This is a genomic window from Streptomyces sp. NPDC004539, from assembly GCF_040610055.1.
Classification (GTDB): Bacteria; Actinomycetota; Actinomycetes; order Streptomycetales; family Streptomycetaceae; genus Streptomyces.
The window spans coordinates 1-17,110 of sequence record NZ_JBEXLS010000059.1; the positions used below are offsets into that span (position 1 = coordinate 1).

Here is a 17,110-nt window from a genome sequence, read left to right on the forward strand (position 1 = left end):
CGAAAGATCCAGTACCGCCCCCACCTCATCGACGGATGCCTCGCCGGAACCGGACTATCCCTCACCCCAACGACATCATGAGTTCAAGCTCAGTAACCCGTGCGTCGCTCATTCTCGGCGCGCTGCCGGAAACCCCCGAAGTACCTGGAAGGGGTGGAGTCCGGCTGCTCCACCCGTGCGTGCGGAGAGCACGCTCTGCCCGAAGGACTTCTGATGACCTTGAACGTGCTCGTAATCGCCGTGCTGCTCGTCGTCGTGACGATGCTCGTGGCTCTGGCGTTCGGCGCGGTGGTGCGCGCGTTTCCCGCGCTGACCGCTCCCATCCAGGCCGCGACGACCGGCGTGACGATGATGGTGGCGCTGATGACGATGCTGGTGGCCGTCACGCGCTGAGAAACCGGAACGCTGGGGATCGGGAGGCCGGCAGCGCTGTGTGCCGGTCTCCTTTTCTTCGGTGGGGGCTTCGGGCCCGTACGCCTATGGTCCCCGTATGACAGAGACGAACAGGCCGAAGCCGTTCAGCGAGTTCGGGGATGTGTACGGCTTCCTGGAGGAAGTGCGGCTGAGGCCGAACATGTGGGTGCGGGACTGTTCGTTGCTGCATCTCGACTCTCTGTTGACCGGCTATCGCATGGCGCTGGGTGTGCACGGCATAGCGGAGCCGTTCGACTTCTGGACGCCCGGTGGTGAGTCGCGTTTCTCGGAGTGGCTGGGGCGGCGGCTCGGTCGGGTTTCGGCGTTGGGCTGGGCGGTGGAGATCGAGCGGGAGGCGGAGCGGGAGGGCAGGCCGGCGATGGGGATGTTCTTCGAGTTGCTGGACGAGTTTCGGGTGGGGCGGGGCACGGTGGTGGCCGGTTGAGTCATGGCTTGCCGGCGGATGCCGAAGCGGCCGGCTCCCGCTTCCCACGGCCCCGTCCCCGTTGCGTACGACGCCTCAGCGGCCGGAACAGCACGTACACCGTGGACACCACCACGAACCCCAACCGCAGCAACCCCCGAGTCGAGTCGTCGGGGATCGTGAGGACGGGGGCGTAGAGGGTGAGGAGGCCGATCCAGGTCCACCAGGGGATGAGGCGGCGTTGGCCGATGGTGTCCCAGAGGAGGGTGCCGAGGAGGACGGAGGCGGTGTAGTAGGTGTAGACGCTGGGGTCGAGGGCGATACGGGCGTTGGCACCGAGGAGGACGACGGCGGGCCAGCGTCCGCGGGAGACCGCGAAGCAGCCGAGGGCGAGGCCGAGGACCGCTTGGGCGGGGCGGCCCCAGGGGGGTGTGTCGGGGGCGCCGACGCCCAGCCAGCGGAGGGGGGAGGCCGGCTGGACGGGGATCGTGAACTGGGCCGCCGCGTAGGAGTGGGGCGCGCCGATGAAGAAGGGCAGCCAGGCGACGGCGACGAGGGCGACGCAGACGAGGAACGCCCGGAGCCAGTCCCGCCGGGGGAGGGCGAGGAGGAGGGGGAGGAAGGCGAGGGCGGTGGGCTTGGAGTCGAGGGCGAGCGCCAGGAACGCACCCGTCATCACCGCACTCCCCCTGAACGCGCTCGCCTTCACCGCGTCCCGCTTGAACGCGCCCGCCCTCACCGCGTCCCGCTTGAAGGCACCCACCGCGTCCCCGCCGGACGCCCCCGCCCTCCCCGCACCCCGCCTGAACACGCCCCCCGCATTCCCCCCGGACGCCCCCGCCCTCCCCACGCCCCGCCTGAACACGCCCGCCGCGTCCCCCCTACTCCCCCCGAGCCCCTCAGCCCCCGCCGCGTCCCCCTCAGACGCCCAAGTCCTCACCCCGCCACCCTCGACCGCCCCCGCCCCCTTCCCCCTGGACGCCCCCAGCCTCCCCGCCCTCCCCCTGGTCAGCGCATGCACCGCCAACGTCGTGAAAAACAGCGCGAGTACGTCGTCCAGATGGCCGAACCGGACCGACACCTCGATCCACATGGGAATGAACGCGAGCCCGGCGACGAGGACGCGCTGGCGGAGGCGTTGGTGGTTGGTGCCGGTGCCGAGGAGGTGGGCGGCGGCGCTGCGGCCGACGAGGACGAGGATGACGAGGCCGAGGAAGGACATGAGGGCGGCGGCGAGGAGCTGGCCGGTGCGCTCGGGGAAGGGGTTGAAGAGGCCGGCGACGAGGAAGCTGACGGGGCCCATCTGGAGCTCGGGGTGGTGGGCGTAGAGGTTGAGGCCACCCCCGGCGCCGCCGTAGATCAGCTCGCCGCCGGTCCGCAGGTAGTGCCAGGAGAACCCGCCGTGCGGCTCGACGACGGCGAACCACAGCAGCGTCCAGGCGGCGAGCAGCACGAGGTGCGTCCGCTGACCGATGACCGGCACGTCTGTTCCCTTTCGGTCCCTCTCACCCCGTGCCGTTCTCGACGACGACACGGGGCCCATCCATGAGATGGCCGAAAAGGGCCGGAGGTTCTACGGCCGGACCGTGCCGGTGTTCACACCGAGCGCGCCGATCGGCGTTCCCCCGGTCCCCGCCCTGTTCAGCGGGCTGACCGGGGTGAGCCGCAGGAACGCGCCGAGACGCGGTGTCCCGTCCCGGTTGCGGGCGAACCGCTGGGGCGCGGTAACGGAGAAGAAATCGGTTGCTGTCGCTTGCAGCGTGCCGGACGCGTTACGGAAGGCGGTCCCGTCGAAGAGGACGTTCGTGTCGCCGACGGTGCCTGAGACGAAGTCCCGTGTCGCGGCCGGGCTGTTGGGCGTGCGGAACGACAAGTTGTCCTCGTACACGCCCTGTTGGTCCGCCGTGAAGTACGGGCTGAACCGGGAGATGTAGTTGAACCGCTTGTTGTCGAACGACGTGTTGTGACTCAGCTTCAGGCGGCCGGGGTTGAAGTTGTCGGTGAACCCGTCGAGGTTGTTGTCGAAGGCGATGTTGCCCCGGACGACGTGGTCGACGGGCAGCCCCTCGCCGCCCAGTTTGAAGCCGCTGCCCCGGTTGCTGTCCTCGTCGTACCCGTCGCTGAGCCGGCCGTTGGCGTAGGCGATGTTGTCCTCCAGGGTGATGGGGAGGTTGGCGCCTTCGTTGGTGCGGTTGTAGAGGTCCCAGCCGTCGTCGATGTTGTGGTGGGCGATGTTCCCCCGGAAGACGTTGCCCGCCCCGACCCCGAGCTTCGCGGCGAACCCGTCGGCGTTCTCGTCGTCGGGGTCACGGTTGTCGTGGGACTCGTTGCCCTGGACGAGGTTGTACGACGGCCACAGCGCCGGGTCCGTCCCCGAACCGGTAATCTGGAAACCGGTGTTGCCGTTGAAGTCGAACAGCATCCGCGAGACGGTGTTCCAACTACCGCTGACGCGCATGGCGTTGGCCGCCGCCCGGGTGATGTGGAAGCCGTCCACCTTCCAGTGGTCCGCGTCGAGCCGCAGCACGACCTCCAGCTTCTTCCGCCCGTCCACGACGACCCGCTCCCCCCGGTACGCCTTCACGGTCTTCGGCTTCCCGGCCGAACCCCCGTACTCCGCACCGATGTTGAGCGTCCCGGCCGGCTCGTAGGTCCCGCCGTGCAGCAGCACCTGGCCCCCGGGTACGACGTACTTGAGTGCCGACCCGATATCGACGGGGTCCCCCGCCGTACCCGCGTCGTCGGGGGTACCCGTAGGGGACGCGTGGATCGTCCCGTACACCCCGTACGACTTCCGGGTGACCGTCAGGGTCCTGGTCACCGGCGCGAGCGTCCCGTCGTCCGGCGTGAACACGAACGTGAACTCCGTCCGGTCGTCCACGAGCCGAACCCCCCGCTCGACCACCTCGTTCGCCTTCACCCCGGTCTGTACGACGCTCTCGGCGCCCCTGGTCACCGCCAGGGTCCCGGCCTGGTTCGGCCGGGCGCGCAGCACGTAGTCGCGGGTAGAGGTCTCGGGCGGCGAGAGGAGGGTGAGAGCGGGGGGTACGGGTACGGGGGTGGCGGGCGTCCGGGGCTTCGTGTGGGCCTCGGTCAGCTCCAGCCGGGCGTTGCTGAAGACGGCCTTGGCGTTGCGGGCCGCGTAGAAGCCGACGTACATGTGGTCGGGGTCGATGTCCTGGACCCAGTCCGCGCCCGCCACCCGCTGGGTGAACGTCACCGGCGCGCCCGCGTGGGTGAAGGTCGCCGACATGACGAACTCGGTGTCGGTGCGCTCCAGTTGGAGGTGGACCGGGGTGTTGGGCGGGAGGGCGTAGGCCGAATCGCGGGTGAAGGGAGCCGACTTGAGGGAGCCGCCCGGGTTTCCCCAGGGCTTGGTGACACCGGTGCGGCTGAAACCGCTCACCCCTTGTTTCATGAGGCCGGCGCCGAAGATGTTGGACGCGGCCGGGACCTCCTCGAAGCCGAGGACCATCGGGTTCTGGCGGGGTGCGCCGTTGACGTCGCGGACCATGACGCCCACGCTGTCCGCCGAGTTGACAGCCGCGCCGGTCTCCGGGCCGAACTGCTCGACCGTCATGTCCGCGGAGAGCGTGAAGTTGTCCGCCCTCGGGTCCAACTCGGTCTGGTAGAAGGTGATTCCGTCGTGGCCGGGGGCCAGTTTGCCGCCTCGGCTCTCCAGGGTGATCCGGCCGTCGATCGTGCCGGGGTGCTCGGGGCTCGCGTAGTTGGTGCCGACCTTCTCGGGGAGTACGTTCGACGCGAAGTTCAGGTCGGTGGACTGGCCGAAGGTGATCGCCGACCAGGCCGGGGCCGCTTGCGTCGAGGTCGCCGGGGCCGTCCGTGTCGAGGCCGTCGAAGTCGTCGAGGCTGTTGCGTCCGTCTGCTCCGCCCGCGCCGGAGCCGCGGTCATCAGGGGGGTCACGGTCATCAGGGTGGCCGCCGCCAGCGCGGCGAGCGTCACCCCTGAGGGCTGCCGTCTCATTCTCCGAGACTGTACGAGTCGCCCGACCTTCACACAAGATCTTGAAAGTGCAAGTAGCCTGGTGCTGCTCCACCCGGCCCCCATGCGGGTGGAGCCCCGAGAGGATGCCGTGATGAGAGTGCCACGACGGGCCGCCGGCCGGATACGGCGACGCCGTGGCCGGCCGCGTGCTCAAGCGTGCTCACTCTCCCGGCAGTTCGGCCTCCGCGTACGTGACGAAGTCGGAGACCAGCCGGTGGAAGAGGTCCGCGAGGCGCTCCAGGTCGGCGGGGGTCCAGTGGGTCAGCGCGACCTCCATGCCCTGCCGGCTCACCTCGCGGATACGGCGTACGGCGGCGAGGCCCTCCTCGGTGAGCTGGACGCGCTGCGCCCGCCGGTCCTCGGGGTCGGGTATCCGGGCGACGAGGCCGGCGGCCTCCAACTGCCGCAGCTGGCGCGTGACATGGGACGCCTCGACCGAGAGGCGGACCGCGAGGACGCCGGGGCGCAGGGGGTCGCTCTCCGAGATGAAGCGCAGGATCGCCACGGAGGCGCGGTCCAGGGTGAGGCCGGCGCGCTCCATGAGCCGTTCGTGCTGGCGGGCGCGGCCCGCGAGGTAGGTGACCCGGTTGAGGGCCTGCTCTATGTCCATCACGTGCGGGAGGGGGGTGGCCGCCCCAGCCACCCCGGTCACCCCGGCCACTCCGGTCATCCCGGCCATCCCCGCCGCCTCGGCTGTCTCCGTCATGCTCACCGTCCACATCGTCGAGTCATCCGTTCAGCGTACAGATACTTGCGTAACTCAAGCAAGATCAATTCGTTGCTTGACTTAAGTAACTCGATTGTGGTTGCCTAACTCAAGCAACGACTCCCCCCACCAACCCCGTCATACCCAGGAGTGATCCCCATGCCGGACACCACCGTGGTCGAGTCCGCATCCGTATCCGCGTCGGCGCAGAGCGGTGTACGACGGTGAGCGCGCCGATCCTCTGCGCGCTCGCCGTCGGACTGCTCGGCGCGGGGCTGGCGGCGTTCGTCGCCTCCTGGCACGGCTGGGGGTATCAGCGCCCCTGAGCCCCTAAGGGACGGCCCCCCTAGGGGACGGCCTTCCTAGGGGACGGCCTTCCTAGGGGACGGCCTTCCTAGGGGACGGCCCTCCAAGAGACCGAGACCCTCATCGACCCCGTAGGCCCTGAGAGCCAGGGCCCCTCATAACCCCCACGGCACCCCACGCGCCGTGGGTCCTCACTCCGGAGCCGCAGTCAGCGGACGTGGTTCCGGAACGTGCCGTGTCCCGTGGGGACGGGGAGCGGCACAGTCGCCGGACCCGGCAGCGGAACCACCCCCCATTCCGCACCGGGTCCGGCGGCACATCCCGGCCCAGCGGGCACGCGCGTGGCGCTGGCCGCTCGGGCCACGCGGCCCCTGTGAGCCGCGCGAGCTGAACTGCTGCGGCGCCGACCGTACGACGGGCTCCCGCACCCGAGTCGCACCGCCGCCCCGCCCCTCCACGGCCCCGCCCTGCGACCCGCCTCCCCCCTCCCACCCCCTTCTCCTCCCACCCCTCCCTCATTCCTCCCCCACCTCCCGCCACCCCTTACTTCCCGTACCCCTCCCAGCTCCTGCCCTCCTCCCCGCCCCCTCTCCTGCCTTCCTCTACCTTCCGGCTCCCTCCCGCCACCCCTACTTCCCGCGCCCCTCCCACCTCCGCCTCCCACCTCCGCCTCTCCTCTCCGCCCCCTACCCCCCGGCCCCCTACCTCCCGCCCGCCTCCGAAGCCCCGTGCCGCCACAGCTCGTCAGGAACCCCACTTCCATGATCGAAATCCTGAGACAGCTGCCCGGTCCTCCCGGGCGCAGAAGACTCCTCGACGCCGCCCTCTCCCTCGCCCTCTTCGCCTGCGCCCTCCCCGGCAGCCAGGTCGCCTTCCCCGGCAAGGACCCCGAACTGTCCGTCTGGCCGGGACTCCTGCTGGCCGGCGTCGCGTGCGCGGTGCTGCCGTGGCGCCGGAAGCGGCCCCGCGCGACGGTCGCCGTGATCTTCGTGTGCACGACGGTGATGTCGGCCCTCGGGTACCTGCTCTCGGTGATGATGCTGGCGCCGCTGATGGTCGCCCTGCACACGCTCGCGGTGAGCACGGACCGGCGGACGGCGAACACCTTCGCGTTCACCGGGATCGCGGTGCTGACCGGGACCGAGCTGTTCCTGGGGCCTACGGGGGAACCCCTGGTACTCAAGGTGCTCAGTCCCGCGGCGTGGCTCCTGCTGCCGACCTCGCTGGGGACGGTGACACGGCTGCGCGGAGCGTGGCTCACGGCGGAACGCGCTCGGGCCGAGCATGCCGAGCGGACCCGGGAGGAGGAGGCGCGGCGACGGGTCACCGAGGAGCGGCTGCGGATCGCGCGTGATCTGCACGACGTCGTCGCGCACCATCTCGTCCTCGCCAACCTCCAGGCCGGCGCCGTCGCCCGGTCGCTGCGGGCGCGGCCCGAGGAGGCGGCGGAAACCGTGGTCGCGCTGACGGACACGACGGCTTCGGCGCTGCGTGAACTCAAGGCGACGGTGGGGTTGTTGAGGCACTCCGGGGGTGTCGATCCCGGCGGATCGGCCGACGCCGTGCCCGGTGTCGCGCATCTTCCCGACCTCGCGGCGTCGTTCCGGGGGGCGGGGCTGTCGGTGACCGTCGATGTCGAGGGGGAGCCCCGTCCGCTGCCGTCCGGCGCCGACGTCACGGCGTACCGCATAGTGCAGGAGGCTCTGACGAACGTGACCAAGCACGCCGCCACCGGTTCCGCCCGGGTCCGGCTCTCCTATCTTCCCGAGCGGCTCGACCTCTCCGTCGTCAACGAGGGCGCGAGCACGCCGCGTTCGACGCCGCGCTCCTCCGGAGGGGTGGCGGGGGGAGGGGGCTACGGCCTCGTCGGGATGCGGGAACGGGCCCGCGCGGTGGGGGGCCAGGTCCGTACGGGGCATCGGCCTCGGGGCGGGTTCGAGGTGGTGGCGGAGCTGCCGCTGACGCCGTCGGGGTCGTAGGGGGTTGCCCGTAGACCCGTAGTACTCGCGAGCCGGCCCGCCGACCCCTGTGAGACCCGTAGTACCTACGAGCCACCCGACCCGCCCCCGTACGACCCGTAATACCTGGGAGCCACTCGCCTCGCCCCCGCACGACCCGTAGTACCTGAGAGCCACCTCGCCCCACCCCGCCCCGCCCCCTCCCACCCCCTCTCTCCCTCCCCCCGCCACCCCCGAAAAAGAATTAGCTTGCGTGACTCAAGCAATCCTGTTTATGCTTGCGTAAGTCAAGCAACCTCCCTGAGGCCGGCTGCCGGACGCTCGCCCCCTCAGGCCCCCTCTCCCCACCCCCGCCACCACCCCACCTCCCGGAGGCCCCGCCATGTCCAACGCACTTGCCCGACCCGCCTCGGCAGGGTCATCAGCCCAGCCGAAGCCGAACGCCGTGGTGGCGGTGCTGGCGATGGCCGGGATCGTCGTCTCGCTGATGCAGACCCTGGTCATCCCGATCGTCCCGGAGCTGCCGAACCTGCTGAACGCCTCCGCGTCGGACACCGCCTGGGCGGTCACCGCGACGCTGCTGGCCGCCGCCGTGGCGACGCCGGTCGTCGGGCGGCTCGGGGACATGTTCGGCAAGCGGCGGATGCTGCTGGTCAGCATCGTCCTGCTGGTCTCCGGCTCACTGGTCTGCGCCCTCGCCGACTCCCTCGTACCGATGATCGTCGGCCGTGGTCTCCAGGGCCTGTCCGCCGCCGTCGTCCCGCTCGGGATCAGCATCCTGCGGGACACCGTCCCGGCGGAGAAGCTCGCCGGCTCCACCGGCATCATGAGCGCCTCGCTCGGGGTCGGCGGCGCGCTGGGCCTGCCGATCGCCGCGTTCATCGCGGAGAACTGGGACTGGCACATCCTGTTCTGGACGTCCGCCGCGCTGGGTGTCGTCTCGTTCCTGCTGGTCATGGCGTTCGTCCCGGAGTCCCAGAACCGCGCCGGGGGCCGTTTCGACCTCGTCGGCTCGCTGGGGCTGTCCGCCGGCCTCGTCTCGCTGCTGCTGACCGTCTCGAAGGGCGCGACCTGGGGCTGGACCTCCGGTACGACGCTGACGCTGGGTGTCGCCGCCGTCGTCATCCTGCTGGCCTGGGGCTGGTGGGAGCTGAAGGCGAAGCAGCCGCTGGTCGATCTGCGGACCACCGCGAAGACACAGGTGCTGTTCACCAACCTCGCCTCGATCGCGCTCGGGTTCTCGATGTTCGCGACGTCCCTGGTGCTGCCGCAGCTGCTCCAGCTGCCGAAGGAGACCGGGTACGGGCTCGGCGAGTCGATGCTGACCGTGGGCCTGGTGCTGGCGCCGCAGGGCTTCGTCATGATGGTGATGTCCGCGCTGTCCGCGAAGGTCACGAAGGCCAAGGGGCCGAAGATCACGCTGATGATCGGTGCGCTGATCGTCGCCAGTGGCTACGCGCTGAACATCATGCTGATGTCGGAGATCTGGCACCTGGTCCTGGTGTCCTGCATCATCGGCGCCGGTGTCGGCTTCACGTACGGCGCGCTGCCCGCGCTGATCATGGGCGCGGTCGACCCGTCCCAGACGGGTGCGGCGAACAGCCTCAACACGCTGATGCGGTCGCTGGGTACGTCGTTCGCCAGCGCCATCGTGGGCGTCATCCTCGCCCAGATGACCACGGACTTCGGCGGGCACTCGTTCGCCTCGGAGAACGGCTTCAAGGTGGTCATGGCCATCGGCGCCGGGGCGGCCCTGGTCGCCTTCCTGCTCGCCACGTTCATCCCGAAGCGGCGGGAGACGGCCGGGGAGGAGCCCGCGGGCGACAGCCCGGCGGAGCCGGCGACGGCGGGGGCGAAGGCGTAGGCATCGCCTGCTGAGCAGCGGAAGGGCCCGGGACGGGATCGTCCCGGGCCCTTCGGCGTTCCTCGGCCCGATCGGCCGGAGTGACCCACGCCACACCCTCGACGTCCGCGGATTGCTTGCGTAACTCAAGCAATCGAATATGATTGAGTAAGTCAAGCAACGAACCTGCAGGGACACCCCGCGGCGGCCCGAGCACCAAGGAGCGCAGTCATGGAGCGGAACCAGGCCCCCACCACCGGCCCCCTCGCCTCCTTCCTCCGCTTCGTGCTCTGCGGCGGCGGCATCGGCGTCCTGTCCAGCCTGGCGGTGCCGCTGGTCGCGATGTCGATGCCGTGGGTGGTGGCCAACGCGGTCATCACGGTCGTGTCGACGGTCCTGTGCACCGAGCTGCACTCCCGCTTCACCTTCGGCACCGGCAAGCGCGCCGGGCTGCGGCAGCACTGGCAGTCGGCGGGTTCGGCGGGCGTGGCGTACGCCGTGACGAGCGCGGCGGTGCTGGTGCTGCACGCGGTGCAGGCGTCGCCGAGCATGCTGACCGAGCAGATCGTGTACCTGAGCGCCTCCGGGCTCGCCGGGATCGGACGGTTCCTGGTGCTGCGGCTGTTCGTCTTCGCCGGTCGCCGTACGCAGCGGACGGCCCGCCCGCAGCTCCCCGCGCTGACGGCCGGCGCCGCGCTGCCCGCGCTGTCGTAGTCACGCCGGGCGCCCGGCCCGTCGTGGCCGCTCACTACGATCGGGCGCATGGACTGGCTCGAACGGGTGGCGGAGCTGCGGCAGTGGACGCGACAGGGGGTGCGGGCGCCGCACAAACCGCTCCTCCTGCTGTACGCGCTCGGCAGGTTCCGGCAGGACGCCGGGGAGGGGCTCAAGTACTCGGTGGTCGAGGGGGAGTTGAAGAGCCTCCTCGCGGAGTACGGGCCCACGCACCCGACGACCCCCGCGTACCCGTTCCACCACCTCGTGAGCGACGGCGTCTGGGAGGTCCGCAGCGACCTCGGGGACGGCAGTCCCGGCAGCCGCGTAGGGCAGTTGAGGGAGTCCGGGGCGACGGGCCGCCTCGTCCCCGAACTCCAGTCGGATCTACGACGCCGTCCCGAACTCCTCTGGCAGCTCACCCAGTTGCTCCTGGAGCGGCACTTCCCGCCCTCCCTGCACGCGGAGTTGTGCGAGGCGGTCGGCCTGGAGCCGGAGCCGTACCCTCTCCTGGCCCGCTACTCCCTGGCCGGGCGGCGCCAACGGGACCCTCGGATGCGGGAGTTGGTCCTCGCGGCCTACGACCACCAGTGCGCGTTCTGCGGTTTCGACGGCCGCCTCGGCTCCCGTCCCGTCGGTCTCGAAGCGGCCCACGTCCGCTGGTGGGCCTTCGACGGGCCCGACACCGTCGACAACGGCCTCTGCCTGTGCGCCCTCCACCACAAGCTCTTCGACAAGGGCGTCCTGGGCCTCACACCCGCCCACCGCATCACCATCTCCCCCCACTTCACCGGCGCCTCCCCCGCCGCCCACACCCACGTCACCGCCCTCACCGACCGCCCCCTCCGGGGCCTCCGCCCCGATGAGAACCCGATCCTGACGGCTCACCGGGAGTGGCATACGCGGGAGGTGTTCAGGGGGGCGGCGTAAGCGGAGGCGGGTAGGTCAACTCCGGCCTCGGGCACGTACGGCGGCAATCACTCAAAGGTGGCCACGGCCTGACCTCTCCCACATGCCGCCCCACTCCCCAAAGTGAGGCGGCACGCAAGGCACTTGGGGTCAGCGCCAAGGGGCCAGGTGGTACCAGACCTGGTAGTTGCCGCCGTTGCAGGGGAGGGTGTAGACGGCGCCGTCGTAGTTGGCGTCGAGGCAGCGGCCGGTGGCTTTGTTGACGATGCGGTAGACGTTGGTGTGGCGTTGCATGCGTTCGATCCAGCGGGAGCCGAGGTCGTCGACGCGCCAGCGTTGGTAGTCGCCGTTGTTGCAGTTCAGGCCGTAGACGGCGCCGGCGTGGTTGCTGTCGAGGCAGGTCCAGACGGCGCTGTCGCGGACGATCTCGTAGTAGCCGCCTTCCTTGAGGTTGAAGGCGAACTTGTGGCCCGGGACGGAGAAGTCCTTGGTCCAGGCGTCGGCGCCGGGGCGGATGTGGAGGGACTGGCCGGTCTGGTTGTTGTCCAGGTAGTGCCAGCCGGAGGGGGCGGCCGAGGCGGGGGTCTGGGCGAAGGCGAGCAGGGCCGCGGTTAAGGCGGTGGTGAGGGTGGCGAGTCTGGTGCGGCGTGTCTTCACGGGGGTCTCCTGGTCGAGAGGGACGTCAACTCGCCTTAGGAGAGGGGGAAGTTGAGGGTGTGGTTGCGGAAGTCTTGGGGGAGATTTGACTGTTGCTTGGGGTGGAGTGGTCCCCTTCGGCTCCCCTGAGATCATCCGTACATGCTTCGACTCGACGACCACCTCGGCCACCTCGCCTACACCACGACCGGCGACGGCCCACCCCTCGTCCTTGTGCACGCGGGCGTCGCCGACCACCGCATGTGGGACGCGGTCGTCCCCGCCTTCGCGGCCGGCCACACCGTCATCCGCTACGACCTGCGGGGCTTCGGCGAATCTGGCGTGCCGACGGGGCCGTTCAGCGAGGCGGAGGATCTCGGGCGGCTCCTGGACCACCTCGGGTACGACCGCGTACGGCTCGTCGGGGCGTCCTGGGGTGGGCGAGTAGCCCTCGACTTCACCCTCACCCACCCCGAGCGCGTCGAGTCCCTGGCGATCCTCGCGGCGCCCTGGCCGGGGTTTGCCTGGGGCGAGGAGATGGTCACCTACGACGCGGCGGAGACAGCCCTGTTGGAGGCGGGTGATGTGGACGACGCCGTCGAGCTCAACCTCGACATGTGGCTCCGGGGGCCCTCACGGACGTGGGACGACGTGGAGGCGGGGCTCTCCGAGCAACTCCGGTCGCCTATGCGGACGTTGCTGCTGAACCAGGATGTCGTGGGGCGGTACTCCCAGGGGCCCGGGGCGGGGGAGTTGGCGGGGCTGTCCGTGCGTACGTTGGTGGGCGTGGGGAAGTTGGACGTCGCCGACTTCCAGGAGATCGCCCGGAGGTACGCCGCTGAGATTCCCGGCGCGGAGTTCGTCGAGTTCGCGAGCGCGGCGCACCTCATCGCGATGGATGCGCCGGGGGAAGTCGGGGACGTGCTGAAGGAGTTCCTCGGGGTTAGCGGGCGTCCTTGACCGAGTCGGAGCAGGCGCCGCCCACTGATGCTGCTCACCCCCGGGTACCGTTCCTGGTAGCGGCTCGACTCCACGGAAGCGGACGGTTCGGCTATGGCGTATGAGTTGGAGGAGCAGGAGGCCATCGGCCTTCGCATCAAACGGCGTTGCCTCGGTCTGGGTATGCCGCAGGCCGACCTCGCGGCGGCGGTGGGGAAGACCCAAGGGTGGGTGTCGCGTGTCGAGAAGGGCCGCATCGAACTTGACCGGGCCGGGCTGGTCAACTCCATCGCGGCGGCCCTGCACTGCCACCCCAACGATCTGATCTCCCGCCCCTACCTGGGAAGTTCGTCCGACGAACAGTGGCAACCGGCCGCCGCGTCGATCCTGCGGGAGCTACGCCGCTACGACCTCACTCCCGTGTTCGACGGCACTCCGCGCACCTCGGCCGAGTTGTGGGCCGACATGCCCCGCCTGCACCGGCTCCGGGACGCCGCCGCCAACATCGCCGTTCTGCGGAGCCTGCCGGACTTCTTCCGTAAGGCTCACGCTTTGGCAGACAGGTCACGAGGGCACGAGCGGGAAGAGGCGTTCGGGATCTACGCGGTGTGCTGCAAGTTCGCGCACACCGCCGCCCACTCCCTCGGCCACCCGGAGCTGATCGCCGCGACGTGCGAGCGTGCCGCCTGGGCCTCCCGTCTCTCCGGAGACCCCGTACTGCCCGCCGTGGCCGACTGGATGCGCGTGTGGGACATGTGGGCGACGGCCGACTGGGCGGACGCGATCGCCTTGGCGGACAAGGCCCTGCGAGGGATCGAGGCCGAGTACGAAGCAGGTCGCCCCTTGGCCGTCCGCGCCTGGGGGGAGCCTCCAGCTACGCACAGCCGTTTCGGCGGCAAGGGCCAATAACCGTTCCGAGGCCGAGCACCGGATAGCGCTGGCGAGGCAGGCCGCCGACCGGACGGACCAGGAACCCGCTCCGGTCGCGGACCGGCACTCCCTGACCTTCTCGTCCGGGAACGTGACCGTCCACAGCATCAACGTGGCGCTGGAGATGAGCGACCAGAGCCAGGCCCTGCGCCTCGACCGCGACGCCGACCCCGGCCAGCTCGAAGCTCTGCCGAACTCCCGGCGCGGCCACCACCGCATGGATCTCGCACGGGCCCACCTCTGGGACGGCAACCGGCGTCAGGCACTCACCGAACTGCGTGAGGCCGAGCGGATCGCTCCTCAGCTCGTACGGAACCATCCCATCGCCAGGGCCACCCTCCGGAAGATCGTCTACGCTGAACGGGCCTCCACACGACAGCAGTTGCGCGGCATGTCCAGCCGTTTTCACCTTGATGACCAGGACCTATTCGGCTGACGCATATTCGGGTGGCCACCCGCTCGTAGCTTTCGGAGCATGACGGCAGGAAGCACCCGCCCTGTCCTCGGTCCACGCCGCGAACCCCGGCGCGGGGATCTCGCGTACGACGCCAGAACCCGGCGCATCGGTGTCGTGACGGCGTTACCCGAGGACACCGGCACCGCCGCCTACCAGCTCGTCCCCGAGGCCGGCGGCCATGGCTGGACCGCCCTCGGGAGCAGGCTGGCACTCGTCGCGCCCGATCGGGAGGAGCAAGCCATGACATTGACCGCACCCGAGCCGATGGCCACCGCCGTCGCCCCACGAGACCCCAGGCAGTACGTCTCCCCCGAAGTCTGGGAACGCGAGATCCAACTCCTCATGCGGGACTACCCGTTCGACGAGGTGATGGCCACCCGGCTGTTCGGCGCCGCCGTCTCCTACCTGATCACCGCGATCGAGAAGTGGGGCCAGGGCTTAGAGATGTGCTGCGGTCGGATCGTGGACATCGCCGTGCACGTGTTGATCCTCGACACCCGCAACTACCGGGAGTTCTGTGCCGAGCACTTCGACGGCCGCTTCCTGGAGCACATTCCGGAGATCGCCTTCAAGTACGACGGCTCTGTCGAGCGCACCGCCCAGATCATCGCGGACAACGGCTTCGCCGTGGACTGGAAGCTGTGGGAGGCCGACTACGCCAAGTGCGGGCCGTGCCGTCCCGGCGAGGAATGCCACTGACCGGCAGACCCGGTCGGCACCGCTCACGCCCGGAGGCGCGCACCACGCCCCCGGGCACCTTTTTGCCCAGCTTCAGGCGGATAGCGGTATTCGCTCCCCGAGCAGCGGGCACGGGAGTAACTTGGCGCTCCACCAAGCCACATGACTCCCGGAGGCGCCCCATGTCCGGCCCGGCGCCCACCACCGCACCCGAGTACTGGGACAAGTACCGCCCCGCCCTCCAGGAGCCGCCTGCGGCACGGCTCTTCGACTGGACCGGCTCGGACGACGACGGCCCCGGCGCCGAACTCCTCAACTCCCCGGCCACAGCGCTGGATCTGGGACCGGCGGAGGGGGAGAACGCCGCGTACCTCGCCTGTCACGGTACGAAGGTCACCGCCGTGGATTTCTCCAGCGTTCAGGTCGACCGGGCTCGCCGGTTCTGGTCCCACGTCACCGAGTTGACGTTCGTCCACGCGGAGGCGTGCGCGTATCTGGCCGACGGGACAGGGCAGTTCGACGCGGTCTACTCGACGTGGGGTGCGGTGTGGTTCACCGACCCCGATGACTTGTTCCCCCTCGTACGGCAACGCCTCGCTCCCACCGGCACGTTCGCGTTCTCGCACCGGGAGCCAGCCGCCGGTCAGTACGGCGCGCAGCGGATGGGTGGGAGGTGGCTGGACGGGAGAGAGGGTGAACTGACCGTGTGCCGTTGGCAGTACAGCGCCGATCAGTGGTCGGACATCCTGAAACGGCACGGGTTCGGCGAGGTGCGGGCACAGGTGTGGCCGAACCGGGAGGTGGGGGCGCTGGGGACGCTGATCGTCACAGCCCGGTTGCAGACCCCTTGACCGAGTCGACGAAGGTGTCCCAGGAGGCGGCGGTGAAGAGGAGGGCGCCGAGGGAGGGGGCTTTGCTGTCGCGGACGGGGACGAGGGAGGGGAGGTTGGGGGCGAATTCGAGGCAGGCGCCGCCAGTTGAGTTGCTGTAGCTGCTCTTGCGCCAGTCGGCCGTGCTCAGCAGGGCGGCGGAGACTTCGAGGCAGTCGCCGCCGGTGGAGTTGCTGTAGCTGCTCTTGCGCCACGTGAGGTTGGTCAGATCGACGGATCGCACGGTACTTCCTCCAACAGCCGCAAGATGAACGCGCGTGACTCGGCGGGTGTCAGTGCCAGGTCGCACACGGCATCATATGCACGGAAGAGGTACTCGGCCTTGCTAGATTCTTCGACCACTTCGCCGTCCAGGTCGTTCTCCATGTAGACCACGGTCCTCCCGTCCAGGAGCCGTAGAAACATCACTTCTGTGGTGTCCAAGCCGTGCAGTCCCGTACCGAAGGGCAGCACTCGGATGGTGACGTTCGGGAGGTTGGACGCCTCCAGCAGCCGCTCCAACTGCTCACGCCATTCGGCCGGATCACGCAGTGAATTCCGGAGCGCCGCCTCGGAGAGGATCGAACGGAGCACTGGTGGGTCCTCGCCCTCCAGGATGGCCTGGCGACCGATGCGGGCATCGATCTGCTGCTCCAGCTCCTCCCCCTCAAGACCACCCGCCGAGAGCGCCTCTCGTGCGTACGCCTCCGTCTGAAGTAGCCCATGCAACCTGCTCAGTGAGAACTGCGACAGAGCCACCGCCTTCGCCTCGTACTCCATGTACGGCCGGTACTGCGGCCTGAACTGCTTCTTGTCCGCCGCCGCCAGTTCCCACAGCGTCAGCACCAGCGGCGTCGTCCCGTAGAAGGTGTCCAACCCTGTGGCCACCTCCGGGCTTCCGGTCGTCGCCCCGCTCTCCAGCCTGCTGAACAGCGACTGGTCCCACCCCAGAAGCTCGCTCAACTCCCGGAAACTCAGGCCCCGTTTCTCCCTCAGGTCCTTGATCACCTGCTGGAACCGTTCGCGCGGCTCCTGACTCAACCCCGTGACCGGCCGCCTCGGTGCCATCCCGTCCCCTCCCTCTCTCGTGGTGCATGACCGCGATCCGTGGTGCACCAAACCTGATTCGCCCTGTACGGCAACCACCTCTGGGCCATCCTCGTACTACCCAGGAACACGCAGAGTAGTACAACTAGCGCATTCCGTATAGAACTTGGGCGAAAGGACCGATAACCGATGGAACCGGGAACCCTCTACTACGACCCCGCCACCGACAAGGTCGGCGAGTACCAGGACCACCTCGGCAAGTACGCCATGCTCC

The 17,110-nt window shown here is 69.6% G+C and carries 15 protein-coding genes and 1 pseudogene; 10 read left to right on the forward strand and 6 right to left on the reverse strand.

What is annotated here, in order from left to right; all coding sequences use genetic code 11:
- The first annotated feature begins 213 nt into the window (after positions 1 to 213).
- Entirely contained in the window at positions 214 to 393 is a 180-nt protein-coding gene (locus ABZX85_RS50165) for a hypothetical protein (protein ID WP_355885125.1), read from the forward strand.
- Positions 394 to 490: 97 nt separating this feature from the next.
- Positions 491 to 859, forward strand: coding sequence for a hypothetical protein (locus ABZX85_RS50170; protein ID WP_355885126.1), 369 nt, complete (start codon positions 491 to 493; stop codon positions 857 to 859).
- A gap of 1 nt (position 860) precedes the next feature.
- Here the strand turns inward: ABZX85_RS50170 and ABZX85_RS50175 are convergent, their stop codons facing one another.
- The 3 genes from ABZX85_RS50175 to ABZX85_RS50185 form a co-directional block, all read right to left on the reverse strand.
- Positions 861 to 2,321: a hypothetical protein gene (locus tag ABZX85_RS50175; protein WP_355885127.1), complete on the reverse strand. Its 1,461-nt coding sequence runs from the start codon at positions 2,319 to 2,321 to the stop codon at positions 861 to 863.
- A gap of 90 nt (positions 2,322 to 2,411) precedes the next feature.
- Positions 2,412 to 4,823 carry a right-handed parallel beta-helix repeat-containing protein gene (locus ABZX85_RS50180; RefSeq protein WP_355885128.1) on the reverse strand — a complete coding sequence of 804 codons (2,412 nt, stop codon included), beginning with the start codon at positions 4,821 to 4,823 and terminating at the stop codon, positions 2,412 to 2,414.
- Between the two features lie 181 nt (positions 4,824 to 5,004).
- A complete protein-coding gene (locus ABZX85_RS50185; RefSeq protein ID WP_355885139.1) occupies positions 5,005 to 5,514 on the reverse strand; it encodes a MarR family transcriptional regulator in 510 nt (169 codons plus the stop codon).
- 1,103 nt (positions 5,515 to 6,617) lie between these two features.
- Between ABZX85_RS50185 and ABZX85_RS50190 the strand changes: the two genes are divergently transcribed.
- The 4 genes from ABZX85_RS50190 (at position 6,618) to ABZX85_RS50205 (ending at position 11,301) form a co-directional block, all read left to right on the forward strand.
- A complete protein-coding gene (locus tag ABZX85_RS50190; RefSeq protein WP_355885129.1) occupies positions 6,618 to 7,835 on the forward strand; it encodes a histidine kinase in 1,218 nt (405 codons plus the stop codon).
- A 361-nt stretch (positions 7,836 to 8,196) separates the two neighbouring features.
- Positions 8,197 to 9,678: an MFS transporter gene (locus ABZX85_RS50195; protein WP_355885130.1), complete on the forward strand. Its 1,482-nt coding sequence runs from the start codon at positions 8,197 to 8,199 to the stop codon at positions 9,676 to 9,678.
- A gap of 210 nt (positions 9,679 to 9,888) precedes the next feature.
- Positions 9,889 to 10,371, forward strand: a complete 483-nt coding sequence (locus ABZX85_RS50200) for a GtrA family protein (RefSeq protein WP_355885131.1) — start codon at positions 9,889 to 9,891, stop codon at positions 10,369 to 10,371.
- 48 nt (positions 10,372 to 10,419) lie between these two features.
- Positions 10,420 to 11,301 (forward strand): phosphorothioated DNA-binding restriction endonuclease, encoded by an 882-nt coding sequence (locus ABZX85_RS50205; protein ID WP_355885132.1) that lies wholly within the window; start codon positions 10,420 to 10,422, stop codon positions 11,299 to 11,301.
- A gap of 129 nt (positions 11,302 to 11,430) precedes the next feature.
- On the opposite strand, the gene ABZX85_RS50210 is transcribed toward ABZX85_RS50205, so the two are convergent.
- Positions 11,431 to 11,937: an RICIN domain-containing protein gene (locus ABZX85_RS50210; RefSeq protein WP_355885133.1), complete on the reverse strand. Its 507-nt coding sequence runs from the start codon at positions 11,935 to 11,937 to the stop codon at positions 11,431 to 11,433.
- A gap of 141 nt (positions 11,938 to 12,078) precedes the next feature.
- On the opposite strand from ABZX85_RS50210, the gene ABZX85_RS50215 reads away from it, so the two are divergent.
- The 4 genes and pseudogenes from ABZX85_RS50215 to ABZX85_RS50230 all read left to right on the forward strand — a co-directional run bounded on the left by ABZX85_RS50215 (position 12,079) and on the right by ABZX85_RS50230 (position 15,771).
- Positions 12,079 to 12,876 (forward strand): alpha/beta fold hydrolase, encoded by a 798-nt coding sequence (locus ABZX85_RS50215; RefSeq protein WP_355885134.1) that lies wholly within the window; start codon positions 12,079 to 12,081, stop codon positions 12,874 to 12,876.
- 93 nt (positions 12,877 to 12,969) lie between these two features.
- Positions 12,970 to 14,221, forward strand: a pseudogene (locus tag ABZX85_RS50220) (helix-turn-helix transcriptional regulator).
- Between the two features lie 39 nt (positions 14,222 to 14,260).
- On the forward strand, positions 14,261 to 14,941 hold the full coding sequence (locus tag ABZX85_RS50225; RefSeq protein ID WP_355885135.1) for a hypothetical protein: 681 nt from the start codon (positions 14,261 to 14,263) through the stop codon (positions 14,939 to 14,941).
- 161 nt (positions 14,942 to 15,102) lie between these two features.
- Entirely contained in the window at positions 15,103 to 15,771 is a 669-nt protein-coding gene (locus ABZX85_RS50230) for a class I SAM-dependent methyltransferase (protein WP_355885136.1), read from the forward strand.
- On the opposite strand, the gene ABZX85_RS50235 is transcribed toward ABZX85_RS50230, so the two are convergent.
- Both ABZX85_RS50235 and ABZX85_RS50240 read right to left on the reverse strand, forming a co-directional pair.
- Positions 15,746 to 16,033, reverse strand: coding sequence for a DUF397 domain-containing protein (locus ABZX85_RS50235; protein WP_355885137.1), 288 nt, complete (start codon positions 16,031 to 16,033; stop codon positions 15,746 to 15,748). The two genes, ABZX85_RS50230 and ABZX85_RS50235, sit on opposite strands and share 26 nt — an antisense overlap.
- Positions 16,015 to 16,857, reverse strand: a complete 843-nt coding sequence (locus tag ABZX85_RS50240; protein WP_355885138.1) for a helix-turn-helix transcriptional regulator — start codon at positions 16,855 to 16,857, stop codon at positions 16,015 to 16,017. Before ABZX85_RS50240 ends, ABZX85_RS50235 begins: the two co-directional genes overlap by 19 nt.
- Positions 16,858 to 17,110 lie beyond the last annotated feature (253 nt).

Excerpts from the sequence above, each read along its gene's own strand:
- ABZX85_RS50165 (WP_355885125.1), top strand. The coding sequence starts at position 214 with ATGACCTTGAACGTGCTCGTAATCGCCGTGCTGCTCGTCGTCGTGACG.
- ABZX85_RS50170 (WP_355885126.1), top strand. The coding sequence starts at position 491 with ATGACAGAGACGAACAGGCCGAAGCCGTTCAGCGAGTTCGGGGATGTG.
- ABZX85_RS50180 (WP_355885128.1), bottom strand. The coding sequence starts at position 4,823 with ATGAGACGGCAGCCCTCAGGGGTGACGCTCGCCGCGCTGGCGGCGGCC.
- ABZX85_RS50185 (WP_355885139.1), bottom strand. The coding sequence starts at position 5,514 with ATGACCGGAGTGGCCGGGGTGACCGGGGTGGCTGGGGCGGCCACCCCC.
- ABZX85_RS50190 (WP_355885129.1), top strand. The coding sequence starts at position 6,618 with ATGATCGAAATCCTGAGACAGCTGCCCGGTCCTCCCGGGCGCAGAAGA.
- ABZX85_RS50195 (WP_355885130.1), top strand. The coding sequence starts at position 8,197 with ATGTCCAACGCACTTGCCCGACCCGCCTCGGCAGGGTCATCAGCCCAG.
- ABZX85_RS50200 (WP_355885131.1), top strand. The coding sequence starts at position 9,889 with ATGGAGCGGAACCAGGCCCCCACCACCGGCCCCCTCGCCTCCTTCCTC.
- ABZX85_RS50205 (WP_355885132.1), top strand. The coding sequence starts at position 10,420 with ATGGACTGGCTCGAACGGGTGGCGGAGCTGCGGCAGTGGACGCGACAG.
- ABZX85_RS50215 (WP_355885134.1), top strand. The coding sequence starts at position 12,079 with ATGCTTCGACTCGACGACCACCTCGGCCACCTCGCCTACACCACGACC.
- ABZX85_RS50225 (WP_355885135.1), top strand. The coding sequence starts at position 14,261 with ATGACGGCAGGAAGCACCCGCCCTGTCCTCGGTCCACGCCGCGAACCC.
- ABZX85_RS50230 (WP_355885136.1), top strand. The coding sequence starts at position 15,103 with ATGTCCGGCCCGGCGCCCACCACCGCACCCGAGTACTGGGACAAGTAC.
- ABZX85_RS50240 (WP_355885138.1), bottom strand. The coding sequence starts at position 16,857 with ATGGCACCGAGGCGGCCGGTCACGGGGTTGAGTCAGGAGCCGCGCGAA.